This is a genomic window from Halorubrum sp. SD690R (assembly GCF_005435035.1).
GTDB lineage: Archaea > Halobacteriota > Halobacteria > Halobacteriales > Haloferacaceae > Halorubrum > Halorubrum ezzemoulense.
Genome location: NZ_SGTV01000007.1, coordinates 91,837 through 105,526, shown reverse-complemented (window position 1 = coordinate 105,526; position 13,690 = coordinate 91,837). Strand labels below are relative to the sequence as shown.

The window sequence follows — 13,690 nt, the reverse complement described above, 5'->3', positions numbered from 1 at the left end:
GATATTATATACCTTGTCGGATCCTCCGGTACAACCCAATAAATTTGAATGTAGTTGTTCTCTCTATGAGGATCATTACTATGCCATACACCACAGCGCCGAGTGCTATTAGACCACAAAGTTTGAGGATGCCGGTTCTGGTGAATATATATCGGTCAGCACCGGCAGTGACACTAAACATCACGAGACTTCCAGCGACCGGATACAGTATTGGTTGTATGAGTTCGGAAGCACGCGCTTCGATCAAATTTAACATGAGGTACAACCGAATCGGTTCGACGAGAATTCCTTGCGCAACAATCACGTATGCGACCCCGACGACACCGAACCGCTCGGCTGCAGGGTATATAGTAAGAGCGATGAACGCGACTTTGAGTATCAGCGTGTATGCGTCGTACTCGGGTCGTCCGACAGCCTTGAATACGCTAGCTGGAATCTTAGTGACAGCACGGAAGGCCCCCCAAACAGCCAGCACTTGCATGAGTGGTATCATCGACCGCCACTCCTCTCCGAAAGCGACGATCACGAACTGAGGCGCGACAGCGACGATTCCCAGCGCCATCGGGAGTGAAATAACCATAGATAGGCGAAGAACTCGAAAAACCCCGCGTCGGAGTTTTTGCGTACTATCTTGTACTTTTGAAAGGGCTGGGAAGGCGACGCGATTGATCACCTGAGTGACTTCGGTCGCTGGCGCGTTGGAATACCGATACCCGAGCTGATAGTAGCCGAGGGCAGCAGCCGCAAAGAACCAGCCGACAAACGCGTCATCTCCCTGTGTGAGTCCGAATGCGAATATACCTGAGATGAGGAGCCACTTCCCGAAATCGAACATCTCTTTCGCGTACTCCATGTTGAACTCAACCGACGGGCGATAGTCGTGAATGAGATACGAAAGGGCAACTTTCACCAGATTCATTGCGACGATACCGAGAACGAGTGCCCAAACGCTTCGATACAGCACCGCAATTGCCACCGCAGTGCTAAGGTTCGCAACCCGGCCACTCATCGTATACATGAACTCCTTGTGGAAATTGAGATCTTTCCGGAAGTAGACGATCGCCGGGTTCTGTATTGCTAACAGGAGATTGGCGATCGCGATCACCATGATGAGCGGTGCGGCTTGCGGCTCATCAAAAAACTGCGCAATAAACGGTGCGGACACAACTGCGATGGCGGCGATTACCAGCCAGCGGACCATTTTCATGATCCACACGGTATTGAGATACTCGTCGACGTTTTCGTTTTGATGTTGAACGAGTGCTGCGTCGAATCCGAGGACGGAAAGCTGTCTGAGTGCCGCGACAACCAGAAGTGCAATACCCAATAGTCCGAACGCTTCAGGGGAAAGGAGCCGAGCGAGGATAACGACCTTCACGAGCTGTAAAACTCTGTCCCCGACGTTGATTCCAGTTACCCAGATACCGCTCTGGACCGCTTGCTCCTCGGTCGATCCGCCAGCAGTCAAACGCTGGTATATCTTTCGAAGGCGTTCAAGCACGGATAGATTCTGTGTAACGACCGGCTCATTCCAGATTCAATTGACGATACGTTCATGGGGTCTACAAGTTACACGACCGGATTCACTGCTCAACGGGTTCCAGGTCCGAATCCTGTAACAACTCTTCCGCCTCGTCTCGGTCCTCGGGATACCCGACGTCGATCCGCCACCCGTCAAGTCCGATCGCGTCGATCGTCCGCCCGCTTTGAATCAGCAGGTCGATCGCCTCGCTAATCTCGTACTCACCGCGGTTCGACGGCTGAACCAGGTGACACGCATGGAAGATCGCAGGTGTGAACGTGTAGAAGCCGGTCATCACCAGATTGCTCGGCGGATCGTCGGGCTTCTCGACGACGTCGGTTATCTCGCCGTACTTGTTCGTGTCACACACCCCGTACCGACTCGCGTCCTCCCAGTCGACCTCCTCGACGAGGAACGCCGCGTCCGCGCGGTCCTCGCGCTGGCGTCGCACCACGTCGGCCAAGTTCGCGTCGAAGACGTTGTCGCCGAGGATGAGCATGAAGTCGTCGTCGACGTACTCCTCGACGGTCAGGAGTGCGTGTGCCAGCCCGTTCTGTTCACGCTGGTGCGTGTAGGTGATGGGAACGCCCTCGTACTCATCACCGTAGTGGTCGATGATCACCTCTTTCAGGTAGCCCACGACGACGACGAGTTCGTCCGCGCCCAACTCGATGAGCTGGTCGAAGCAGTGCGTGAGGATGGGTGCGTCGTCGACTTCGACCATCCCTTTCGGCTTGTCCTCCGTCAGTGGGCGGAGACGCGTCCCTTCGCCGGCGGCTAACACGACGGCTTTCATAATCATTCACATGATGGGCAGATTGTTTGATATATGTTTCTATGTTTACGGCAAAAGGTTGAGTATCCGGTCGCCGAATGCCCGACCGATGCGACTGAGTATCATCGGGAGCGGCTACGTGGGAACGACGGTCGCGGCGTGTTTCACTGATCTGGGCCACGACGTCGTCAACGTCGACATCGATGGGGCAATCGTGGAGGCGATCAACGCCGGCGAACTCCCGATCCACGAGGAGGGACTCCCGGAGCTCCTCGCGGAACACGCGGGCGTCGACTCCTACGAAGTCGCTGATGGGATCGGCTTAGACGACCGGATCGGCGACCGATTCCTCCGCAGCGGGGTCGGCTGGGGCGGCTGTCGAACTCAACGACCGACAGCCCGAGCGCCTAGTCGACCTCCTCACCGATCACGTCGCCCCCGACGGCGCACAGATTGCTGTCCTCGGCCTCGCGTTCAAGACTGGTACTGATGACATGCGGAACTCTCGCGCGATACCTGTCATCGAGGAGATCTAAGAGCGCGGCGCGACCGTGACCGCGTACGATCCGGTCGCGACGGAGAACGCGGAGGCGTACCTTGACGATGTCGACTACTAGGCCTTCAGTCCTGATCTGCTAGATTCCAGCGACAGACTGTCTATCGATTATATCTAGCAATTAAGCGTTGAAGCGGCACTACGCTGACTCCGCCGATATAGCGCTTGACGGCGCCGACGGCGCGGTCGTCGTCACTAACTGGGACAAGTTCGCCGCGCTTGACGAGGCGTTCGATGCGATGGCCGACCCGGTCGTGGTCGACGGGCGACGGGTGACCGAGCGTCGCGACAGGATTACCTACGAGGGACTGACGTGGTGAGTCCCATCTAGAGTGCTGTCTCGCTCACGAACTGCTCGAATCGATCGGACTTCGCCTGTGGAATATCGTTCTCAACCGGGGTGACCCCACCGTGTCCGCATAATTCGCGGATCGAAGAACATCCAAGTACAGATGTAGGGACACCCCACCACGTCCGGATAATCGCCTACGCAGTAATTCGGTCCATCACGTCACCCAAGCGCTCGTTCTCCTGGAGGACGTCGATAGTCGTCCTGAGATCGGCACCGAGCTCGAAGAGATAATGCTGTCCGCCCTGTATGCCCTCGTTTCGTTCCATCGCGTTCACGACGCCTGCCAGATTGAGGTCTTGAAGATGGTCACGGACGCGCCGCATCGCGATCGATTCGGCACCGACATGGGTAGTGATTTCCGTGTACTTCGCGTATACTTGTTTCGTGCGTGCCGGGGTCTCTCCATCCACTTCCAGAGAAACGATCGCAGTCAACGCGAGGTGGTCCTGTGTAGTAAGATCCCGAATGCCTCGCTCGATGCTCTTGCGCTCGATGACTGCTTCAGCCTCTCGAACGTGATCTTCTGTCACGAGTTCCTCGCCACTGTTCGACGCGAGTTCACCCGCCTTGTACAGGTATCGAATCGCCTGTCGCGCTGAACCCTTGTCTTGGGCTGCCATCGCCGCACAGAGAGGAATGACGTCTTCCGATAGGACATCGTTCTTGAACGCTTTCTCTACACGCCGGGACAGTATCGATCGGAGTTCCCTCGCATCGTAGGGAGCAAAGTGGATCTCCTCGTCACAGAGAGTGTCCTTGACCTTCGGGCTCAGATTGTCCCGGAACTCGAAGTCGTTCGAGATTCCGATGACGGACACCCACATGTCCTCGAGATGACCGTTAGCGCGGGCCCGCGGTAACTCGTACAGAATATCATCATCCGTGCCAATCGAGTCGATCTCGTCGAGGACGATGATCACGGTTTCACCAAGCGCTTGGAGATTATCGTAGAGACGGTCGAATACCGTCTTCTTATCATACCCTCGCGGTTTCTCACCCGACAGCTCTGCGACCAAGTTTGAGGCGACCTGATAGCTCGTATTGTCCTTGGCACACGAATATCGAACAACGGAGAGGTCGATATCGTTGTCGTCGGCGAAGGCGCGCAAATCCTCTAATTTGTACGTGACACCGACGGTTTTTCCCTGACCGGTTTTTCCATAGACGAACGTGTTGTGTGGAGAAGCGCCCCTCGCCACGGGCGCAAGGGCATCGTGGAGATCATCGAGTTCGGTTTCACGCTCCGGGAGTTTCTCTGGTGTCCAAGAGTCGTAAAGAACTGTCTCGTCAGAGAAGATGTCCGTCTGATCTGTGAACGACCGGGCCATACGAATCCTATTGTACACAGATAATATAAAACCATCGTGTCCTGAGCGTCTCCATTATAGAGATAAGGAACGATCACCCCACTTTATTCGCATGATAGTATCGGATTCATACGATCTAAGAAGCTCTTCACAACGCAATCTGGTCTATTACTGCGTGAATTATAGGATCTTCAGAAGTTTTTGCTTGTCTCACCTAGAGAATCTTCGAACCAATTTGATCGGACAGCAAATAGAGTAAGAGGATCTCTTCAGAGTAATTATGCGGACGCAGGGGGGTCCCCCGGCAGAGTAGATTGAGGATATTGGTGTCAGCAAGCGAGTCAGCCCCGTATTTGTCGCGGTATACTTCGATCCGATTGGTGAGCCCAGAGACGCAATCCGGGAACTCGTCGGCGCTGAGGTTGGCCAGTTAGTCGAAGCAGTGCGTGAGGATGGGTGCGTCGTCGACTTCGACCATCCCTTTCGGCTTGTCCTCCGCTAGTGGCCGCAGACGCGTCCCCTCGCCGGCCGCTAACACGACGGCTTTCATAATCATCCAAACGATGGGTAGATTCTTTGATATATGTTTTCATGTTTACAACCAAAGCTTGAGTATGTAGTCGTCAAGTACCCAAACAATGCGACTGAGTATCATCGGGAGCGGCTACGTGGGAACCACGGTCGCTGCGTGTTTCGCGGACCTCGGTCACGAGGTGGTGAACGTCGACGTTGACGAAGACGTCGTCGAGATAATAAACGACGGAAACGCCCCGATCCACGAGGAAGGGCTCCCGGAACTCGTCACCAGACACGCGGGCCCCGAGGGGACCGGACGCCTGCGGGCGACCACGGACTACGACGCGGTCCTCGACACGGACGTGACCTTCCTCTGTCTGCCGACGCCACAGAACGACGACGGCAGCATCGACCTGTCTATCATGGAGGCGGGCGCGAGCCAACTCGGTTCCACACTCGGGAGAAAGCCGGACTGGCACACCGTCGTCGTCAAGAGCACGGTCGTTCCCGGCTCCACCGAGGACACCATCACGCCGATTTTGGAGGCGGAAAGCGGCAAAACCGCGGGCGAGGAGTTCGGCGTCGGAATGAACCCGGAATTCCTCCGCGAGGGAACCGCAGTCCACGACTTCTCGAATCCCGACAAGGTCGTCCTCGGTGCGGACGACGAACGCGCGCTCGCCGAGGTGCGGGACGTGTTCGACCCGCTCGTTCTGAAGTCGGACGCTCCGCTAGTGGAAACGGACACGCGGACGGCGGAGATGATCAAGTACGCGAACAACAGCTTCCTCGCGGCGAAGGTGAGCCTCATCAACGACCTCGGGAACGTCTGTAAGGAGATGGGCGTCGACGCCTACGAGGTCGCGGACGCGGTCGGGCTCGACGATCGGATCAGCGACCGGTTCCTCCGCAGCGGGGTCGGGTGGGGCGGTTCCTGTTTCCCGAAGGACGTCGCTGCGATCATCGCGGCCGCGACCGAGGCGGGCTACGAACCACCGGTGCTCAACGCGGCCGTCGAGGTCAACGACCGCCAACCCGAACGGTTGGTCGACCTCCTCACGGCGCACTGTACGCTCGACGGCGCCCGGGTCGCCGTCCTGGGACTCGCGTTCAAACCCGGCACCGACGACATGCGGAACTCGCGTGCGATACCCGTCGTCAACAGTCTCCAGGAGCGCGGCGCGACCGTGACCGCATACGATCCGGTCGCGATCGAGAACGCGAAGGGGTACCTCGACGGTGTGGACTACGCCGACTCAGCAGCGGCGGCCCTGACCGACGCAGACGCCGCTGTCATCGTGACGGACTGGGACGAGTTCAAAACGCTCGACGAGGCGTTCGATAGGATGGCCGACCGGGTCGTCGTCGACGGACGACGGGTGATCGAGCGTCGCGACGGGATCACGTACGAGGGACTGACGTGGTGAAAAGTGGCGCCGGAGGGGGTTCACGCTCTGACCTCCCCCCGCACTGAAACGCGAGGCTTTCTTCGGCGATTCTTCGTAACTGCAGCAGAAACACGGCGCGCTCGAAATCCTCAGTGCGTTCTTTTGGTAGTAGATAGTTGCGCCGCTGAACTATCCGAGCCGGGAGGGACCCTCAAATCCGCAAGCAAGGATCCGACTAGCCGCGCGTGTAGCGGGCTATACCACCCCTCCGTACCCTCCCTGCCCGTAACCGACGGTTCCGTACGGCTCGTCTTCCCCGGGTGGTGCCGTCCCGCCGCCCGACCCATCACCGCTCTCACTTCCGTCGTCCGTCCCATCACCGCTCTCACTTCCGTCGTCCGTCCCATCACCGCTCTCACTTCCGTCGTCCGTCCCATCACCGCTCTCACTTCCGTCGTCCGTCCCATCACCGCTCTCACTCCCGCCGCCTGTGTTCTCACTTCCATCGCCCCCACTGCTGTCGCCCGTACCACCGTCCGAGCCACCGCTTCCGGTTCCGCCAGTCCCGGTCTCACTACCGCCGCCCGTATCGGTCGTCGTATCTCCGCCCGAGTCCGCGTCGGGATCTGTCTGCTCTCCGGTTTCGGAACCCGCGTCACGGTTCAGGTCCTCACCGGTCTCGGTGCCGTTTCCAGTGTTCGTATCGGTTTGATTCTCGGAGCGTTCGCCTGTGTCACCTGTTCCTTCGGTCTCCGTGGTCAGGTCTGACCGATCGAATCCCGTTGCTGGAGGACTACCTGCGGTTGTCGTGTCGTTCGTTGCTGCCGTCGACGACTCGTTCGAAGAGACGGGGACGCCACCGTATCCGAACGAGTCGAAGTCAGGTGCTTCGCGTCCGCTCAGTATCCCGGCTGAAACACCGCCAACCGCCGCCGCAGCAGCCGCCGTCAGCGCGCCTCGTCGCGTGATAACGAGGCCTTCGTCGTCATCTTCGTGGTCCGTCGTGCTGTCGGAACTCTCAGTGTCGGGAGCCGACGGCGTCGCGTCGTCGGTTGCGGTCGTCTCGCTGGACGCCGCAGTCGAGGACCGGTCACCCCCGTCGCTCACGGCCGAGACGTTCGACTCCCGGTCTCCGCCCGCGGAGGGGCTTGCTCCGGGCGTTACGAACGAGTCCGCGGGCGGGGGCAGCCAGATGTTCCGGTCAATTGGGCCGGGGTCATCTCCGGCGTCGGATTCGAGCCACCGGTGGACCTCGGCCGCGAGCTCGCGGTACGCGACCGACGCCGGATCCCTCGACCCGCAGAGGGCCCGCGTGCCGGTGAGGAGCGCGTCGGAGTCCGGGATCGAGGTGAGTAGGTCACAGTCCCAGTCGGCGGGCGGTGACTCCTCGCACACCCGCGTGAGCACCGTGCCGACCATCGGCGGACCGCCGCGATCCCGAAGCGCCTCGTGGAGGATAGCGGTGTTTCGTCGCGCCGCAGCGTCCGGCGTCGAGACGACGAGAACGCCGTCCGCCGCATCGAGTGCACCGGTGGTCGCGTCGCTGAACGGGTGGCCCGTGTCACAGATGACGACGTCGAAGTCGTCGAGAGCTCGAATGTACGTAGCGATCAACGCCGGGTCAGGGACCTCTGACGCCGAGGCAGGCACGACCGATACCCCATCGCTTGTCTCGTGAATGGCGTCGCTGATGGCCGCATCACCCACGAACACGTCTTGGATCGTCACCGCCGAATCCTCAATATCCAATCGGTCTGCGAGAGACGGGTCGTCGAAATCGCAGTCGACGAGGAGGACGTCGTGACCGGCGTTCGCGAGCAGGCGCCCGAGCGCGACGCTCGAGGTGCTCTTCGCCGTGCCGCGTGTCCCGCTCGTGACTGCCACCGTTTGGTTCATTGCTGTCTGACTGACACTCCTGAACGAAGGGGTATATGTTCATGGGCGGGGTTATCAAATTTGAATATATCTTGTTGAAAAGAATAGATATCGAGGGACTGTAGCCCGGTACCATGATACCGAGTACCTATCTCCACGGAAAACAGCCGTTCAATATCACCGTTACATTGACACTACCCACGAGGTCATTTCAGGCTTCAAATATGTTATCCGTGCTAGGACGGTCGTTATCCGTGGACGGTCAACAGTACGAACGAGTTCCAAACCGTGACTAAAACGCCGATAACGGACAATCCGAGTGGGATACCGATCCGCTCCGGTACTGGGACGAGTCGCCACCCCGCGTACGATAGCCCCAACACGCCGAGTTTCAACGCGACCATGCCGTACATACCGTGTCGGGCAACGATCGGTGCGCCGAGAGGTCCGGCCTCGGCGACCCGTCCGGAAGCAACCCCGAGACCCGTCGTGATTAGGTCACTAAACAGAAAGAACGTGACGGTCAGGAACCAGAGCTCCCGGTCGTAGTGAGCGAGGAGGTCGGACGCGCCGTCTGCTCCGGTCATGGACTACCCGATAAGCAGCCATGCGAGCGAGAGGACTCAACAGGTCGACATCGGTGAAAAAGGTACATTACCAACAGTTCACATACTGCCGGGCAATGTTATAAATCAAACGTGACAACGTCTCCGGCCGCCACCGCGCGGTCCGTCGTCCAGTCGTAGTTCACTTCCAGGACGTACTGACCCCATCCCGGGTACGACTGCTCGCTTCCGTCCTCGTTCGGGCCTGGCTCGGACGCGTGGTGTATCTCCGTAATCGTGCGGTCGGCGTCGAGATAGAGGATATCGATACCGAACGACATCTCACGCATCACGAAAGACAAGTCCCGCTCCGATTCGAAGACGAACAGCATGCCTCGGTCTGCGGGAAGCATTTCGGTGTCGCTCAGTCCGAGGTATCGGAGTTCGGTCGTGTCGGCGATAGCAGCCGTGACCTCCCCGCGTTTGTCATCGTCGGGCGACCGGACGACGATATCAGTGCTGGCGTACCCCGAGTGAATTGTCGCGTCCGGAGAGCCGAAACCCTCTGGCGTCTCCTCAGACCGCCCGCTCATGACGTCTCTCGTCGAGCAACCCGCAATCCCACTGATTCCGACGGTCACACTGGTCAAGAACTGACGTCGATCGACTGTCTTCAGAGACGCTCGAGAGAAGCGGCTCGCGTTGGCGTCGGAACTCATAGCGTTGTAGGCGATTTTTAAATTAAAATGCGTTTTGTTTGTACGACTGAGACATCGATTGGAAGAACTCCTTCACAAGTGACAGTGGATTCTTACTTCAATCGCTCATCGCGGCGTGCGATCTCGCTCCACAAACGAGCATTCGATCCACGCGATAAGTTCGCTGAGTTCGGGCTTTTCGTACGATTTCATACGTTCATAATATGAATTAGTATTTTATATAAAACCTTGTGAGACGGCACGCGTTTTCGGTTTGTGAACCGACTCGCCACCTCATGCCGGCCCAAGATACCCGGCGCGTTCGTTGGTCATCGTTCGGTCGAACGGGGAGCAAACACACTCAGTATTAAATCCGAAGAGCGCGACAATTTGAGTAACCCGTGGTACGTACGCACACGTACTCTGCGTATGACCTACTGCTCCGATCGGAGTTCAAACTATCAGAGCTTCCGACGGTCGAAGGAAGCAGCGGCTCTCCAGACGTCGAGATCCGGCATGGCACGGTCGATCCAGTCCCTGAGTCTGTGGAAGGCACGGACGGCAGGCGCATCGCGGCGACTCCCGATTCTGTCCGGCTGACGTACGACTCGGTAGGATCGTTCTTAGTCGAAGATGGAAAGCAGATCACGTGTGATCCGTCGGATGAACCGGCGTCGAAACGCGAATTCTTTTGTCGGCTGATAGAGAACGAGCTGCTCGGGCTAATTTTGTACCAGCGCGATCATCTTGTACTCCACGCGAGTGCAGTCTCGATAGAGGGTAAAGCGGCAATATTTCTCGGACCGAGAGGTGCTGGGAAGTCGACGACCGCTGCGGCGTTCGATAAGGAGGGGTACGCTGTTCTTGAAGACGACGTCGTTGCGATATGTTTCGACGATGGCGTTCCCACTGTCGTGCCCGGCGTTCCGCAACTCCGGCTTAAGTCGGATGCTGCCGCAGCGCTCAATCTCGAAAAGACCACGACACCATCGGAAGAGCCGTGGTACGAGAAACGGATGCTCCGGATCGAAGAAGTTCCTGATCCCGCCCAGTTGGGTGGTTGCTATTTATTGACGGACGGAGAGCAGTGTGCGCTCGAACCGATGGCAGGGGGTGAACAGATACTGAACCTCATTTCACGGACGTACGCACGCGGGTTGCTATCAGATACGAAACAGTCAGCAGCCAATTTTAATCAGTGCTCCCGTCTGAGTAGGGCAATTCCGGTCCAGAAATTGAAACGGCCACGGGTTCACCAACAGTTGTCCTCGGTCGTGGATTTAGTGATTGGAAATATAAAAGAACCTGAGTAAAATACGGCGTAACCAGTCTTGTAGAGATGATATAGAACCGTCTATAAACTCAATTACAAAATAAAGTACTAGGGAGACGCCGCTTCAGGGTGCAGGACCGGTTGATCCGACTATAGTTTCGCCAATAGCATCATCGATGTCATCAGTGAACTGATCTTTATTCGATCCAGTTTTGTTTAATTGGTGGGTCAGTTCTTCAACCGATCCGAATTCGGTAACTTTCGGCGAGTCGTATTTTTTGTTCGACATCGCATATCACAGACGAGTGTGACACTTATTAAATATACTGTTTAAACCGGTGCTGCGCTCCGATAACCCAGAATGGTTTTGTCGATTATATATTAATCGCTGATGATCATATGTATAGAGAAGTATAATTAAGTAGTAAATATAATAAATAGACAAATAAACGTAATGAGTATAAATAATCTTTCTAAATCAGATACTAAATACATAATAAAATAATACTTATACTAGTTACAATAGAATATAAACTGGACAATGTATCAATACTATTCAACCCAACTAGAAGATTTTATCCAGTTTGTGACTGAGAGTGCTCTAAAAAGCGCTCTAACCTCGTGAGTATCCCCCTCGTCGGGGAATCGCTCGAAGGCTGTACGGAGTTCGGTCATATCGAGGTACGGTTCAAGCCGAGTCGGATTCTTAAACACTTGCTTGAGACCGTCCTGTTCAAGTGATAACGAGTTTACAACGGCTTCGCTCATATCGGTCTTCCACTGCCGGGTGCTGATCTTCTCTGGGAGGAGATCCGAGAGCGAGCGACGCATAATCGACCGTGTCTGTCCATTCAGCAACTGCTGGGACGGCGGCATCGCGAGGGAAAACTCGACCAAGCGTTTGTCGGTAAACGGATACCGTGGTTCGACCCCGAACGCAGCGAACTCGAGATCGGTTGTTTCCAAGCTCGCAGTAATCATACCGTACAGCAACGACCGACGTTGTCGTCGCCGTGCGGTTTCCCTGAGTACCAATCTATCAGTACTCGCGTCCTGCAGTCGGTCCTGCAGGCCGATTCGATCGACGAATGCCGGGTCGAGTGTCGGGTTGTCAGGTTCGTAAATCCCACCCCATCCCTTGAAGTTCGAGTACGTCTGCCGTACCGGGTCAGGAACAAGTGGCTTTACAGCGTGGTGGAATAGGACGCTATGCGGGGAAACATCGAGCATATCAGCCATCGCACGCGACTCGCGTCGGAGATGCCGCCACCGGCCCGTCCGGAGCAACTCCGCGAACAACCCGAGACCGTAGCCTGTCGCGCTGTCCCCGAGCGCTCCTTCGAGAAGGACGTCAACGTTCGCTTCGTCAGCGTGTTCCAACCGCGCCCAGATCGAGTGGTGCATCGCGTCGTGCGGTGGGAGGTCGTAGTGTTCGAACATCTTTTCCTGATCCTCAAATAGCCCGACATCGTCCAGAAACACGTAGTGTGAGTCGATCCTATCCCGACTCGTGACGGACTCAATAAACTCCCGTTCGTCTGCGGAAGGCACGTCGTCATACACATTCGAGAACGTGTGCAGCGGCTGCTGGTCGGGAAGCAACTCTCGGGCCGTCACGGTAATCGACGAGGAGTCGAGCCCGCCGCTGAGTGCGGTCCCGACGGTGCCGCTCGAACGAAGTCGGCAGTCAACGGCCTGCTCGAACAGCTCACGAAAACGGCGCTCGTAGGCGGCATCGGATTCGAGCGTGACGGTCCGTGTCGGATCGAGGTCCCAGTACTGCCACTCGTCAACGTCATTTCTTCGGACCAGCGTCGCGTGGGCGGGCGGGAGCCGGCGCAGCGACCGGTAAAACGTCCGTTCTTTGTCGTGGAACGTCCCCTCGAGGAAGTCCCCGATCTTCACCTCGTCAACGGCGGCGGGGACGAACGGGAGTGCGAGGAGGGCCTTCATCTCGGAGGCGACGGCGAACGCGTCACCACCGTCGTAGACGTAGAGCGGCTTAGCTCCGAATCGATCCCGAGCACAGAAGAGGGCCTCTTCGTCCGCGTCCCAGATGACGAACGCGAACGACCCGATCAGTCGCTCCGGGCAGCGTTCACCCCATCGGCGGTACGCCGCCAGCAACAGGTGACTGTCGGGAACGCGTCCGCGTTCGCCGTCGACATCGAGCATCTCGAAAAGCTCGTCTCGGTTGTCAAGCCGGACATCGCCGGTGACGACGAGGCCATCGTCCCGGTGCGGCTGGTCATCGAACTGCGACTCGGGAGTCGATGCGAGCTGTTGGTGGCCGACCGCGACGCGGTCGTCGTACCACTCCCCGCTCCCGTCTGGCCCGCGGTGGTCGATACGCGTCAGCGTCGCTCGGAAGTCCTCTCGAGCGATTCCCGCCTCGTCACGGGTGAAGACGGCGACGAGCCCGCTCATAACTGCTCCCACATTTGTAACGACGGAAGGGGTTCGTAGCGAGACAGGTCGTCGAGGTCGCCGATCAACACGTCGTCGTGGATTTCAAGCCAACTGTGTGCTTTCATTTCTGTGTCTCGCTCCCTCGTGACGCCGATCCGGTGGTCGGGCACGAATCCGTACAGCCGAAGCAGGGCCTCGGCGGTCAGCGACCGCATGAGACAGGTCCGATGGCCGGGGACGTGACGGTCCGCCGCGTCGACCGCCGAGACGATCCGCTCCGGGGACGGCGTCCCGGGAATGACCGCCGCGGCGAGGTCACAGAGCCGGAGGAGGTATCGCCTGATCCCCGAGAACGACCCGAGAGCAAATCCGACTGAGACCGACACGAGGAGCGCGGCTCCGAGCGCCATTCGGGCCTGGTCGCCGGGCCGCGACGAGAGGAACGCGCGAAAGGTGCTTGGCGCTGCCATGTGT

The 13,690-nt window shown here is 57.8% G+C and carries 10 protein-coding genes and 2 pseudogenes; 3 read left to right on the top strand and 9 right to left on the bottom strand.

The window, feature by feature from the left end; all coding sequences use genetic code 11:
* Positions 1-4 precede the first annotated feature (4 nt).
* Together EXE41_RS06335 and aglF are read right to left on the bottom strand one after the other, a co-directional pair.
* Positions 5-1,501, bottom strand: coding sequence for a lipopolysaccharide biosynthesis protein (locus EXE41_RS06335; RefSeq protein ID WP_137690559.1), 1,497 nt, complete (start codon positions 1,499-1,501; stop codon positions 5-7).
* 82 nt (positions 1,502-1,583) lie between these two features.
* Positions 1,584-2,318: a UTP--glucose-1-phosphate uridylyltransferase AglF gene (gene aglF, locus EXE41_RS06330; protein WP_137690558.1), complete on the bottom strand. Its 735-nt coding sequence runs from the start codon at positions 2,316-2,318 to the stop codon at positions 1,584-1,586.
* Between the two features lie 88 nt (positions 2,319-2,406).
* Between aglF and EXE41_RS06325 the strand changes: the two are divergent.
* A pseudogene (locus EXE41_RS06325) lies at positions 2,407-3,173 on the top strand (UDP binding domain-containing protein).
* A 166-nt stretch (positions 3,174-3,339) separates the two neighbouring features.
* Here the strand turns inward: EXE41_RS06325 and EXE41_RS06320 are convergent.
* On the bottom strand, positions 3,340-4,533 hold the full coding sequence (locus tag EXE41_RS06320; RefSeq protein WP_137690557.1) for a Cdc6/Cdc18 family protein: 1,194 nt from the start codon (positions 4,531-4,533) through the stop codon (positions 3,340-3,342).
* A gap of 412 nt (positions 4,534-4,945) precedes the next feature.
* Positions 4,946-5,062, bottom strand: a pseudogene (locus EXE41_RS06315) (sugar phosphate nucleotidyltransferase); the annotation flags it as partial.
* Between the two features lie 88 nt (positions 5,063-5,150).
* On the opposite strand from EXE41_RS06315, the gene aglM reads away from it, so the two are divergent.
* A complete protein-coding gene (gene aglM / locus EXE41_RS06310) occupies positions 5,151-6,455 on the top strand; it encodes a UDP-glucose 6-dehydrogenase AglM (RefSeq protein ID WP_137690556.1) in 1,305 nt (434 codons plus the stop codon).
* Between the two features lie 216 nt (positions 6,456-6,671).
* On the opposite strand, the gene EXE41_RS06305 is transcribed toward aglM, so the two are convergent.
* The 3 genes from EXE41_RS06305 to EXE41_RS06295 all read right to left on the bottom strand — a co-directional run bounded on the left by EXE41_RS06305 (position 6,672) and on the right by EXE41_RS06295 (position 9,555).
* Positions 6,672-8,312 (bottom strand): MinD/ParA family protein, encoded by a 1,641-nt coding sequence (locus EXE41_RS06305; protein WP_137690555.1) that lies wholly within the window; start codon positions 8,310-8,312, stop codon positions 6,672-6,674.
* A gap of 227 nt (positions 8,313-8,539) precedes the next feature.
* Positions 8,540-8,878, bottom strand: a complete 339-nt coding sequence (locus tag EXE41_RS06300) for a hypothetical protein (RefSeq protein ID WP_137690554.1) — start codon at positions 8,876-8,878, stop codon at positions 8,540-8,542.
* 98 nt (positions 8,879-8,976) lie between these two features.
* Positions 8,977-9,555, bottom strand: coding sequence for a DUF192 domain-containing protein (locus EXE41_RS06295; protein ID WP_137690553.1), 579 nt, complete (start codon positions 9,553-9,555; stop codon positions 8,977-8,979).
* 380 nt (positions 9,556-9,935) lie between these two features.
* Between EXE41_RS06295 and EXE41_RS06290 the strand changes: the two genes are divergently transcribed.
* A complete protein-coding gene (locus tag EXE41_RS06290) occupies positions 9,936-10,847 on the top strand; it encodes a hypothetical protein (protein WP_137690552.1) in 912 nt (303 codons plus the stop codon).
* Between the two features lie 512 nt (positions 10,848-11,359).
* Here the strand turns inward: EXE41_RS06290 and asnB are convergent.
* Both asnB and EXE41_RS06280 read right to left on the bottom strand, forming a co-directional pair.
* Complete coding sequence (gene asnB / locus EXE41_RS06285) at positions 11,360-13,234, bottom strand: asparagine synthase (glutamine-hydrolyzing) (RefSeq protein ID WP_137690551.1); 1,875 nt, start codon at positions 13,232-13,234, stop codon at positions 11,360-11,362.
* A complete protein-coding gene (locus EXE41_RS06280; RefSeq protein ID WP_137690550.1) occupies positions 13,231-13,686 on the bottom strand; it encodes a lasso peptide biosynthesis B2 protein in 456 nt (151 codons plus the stop codon). The genes asnB and EXE41_RS06280 overlap by 4 nt, the downstream gene beginning before the upstream one ends.
* Between the last annotated feature and the right edge of the window lie 4 nt (positions 13,687-13,690).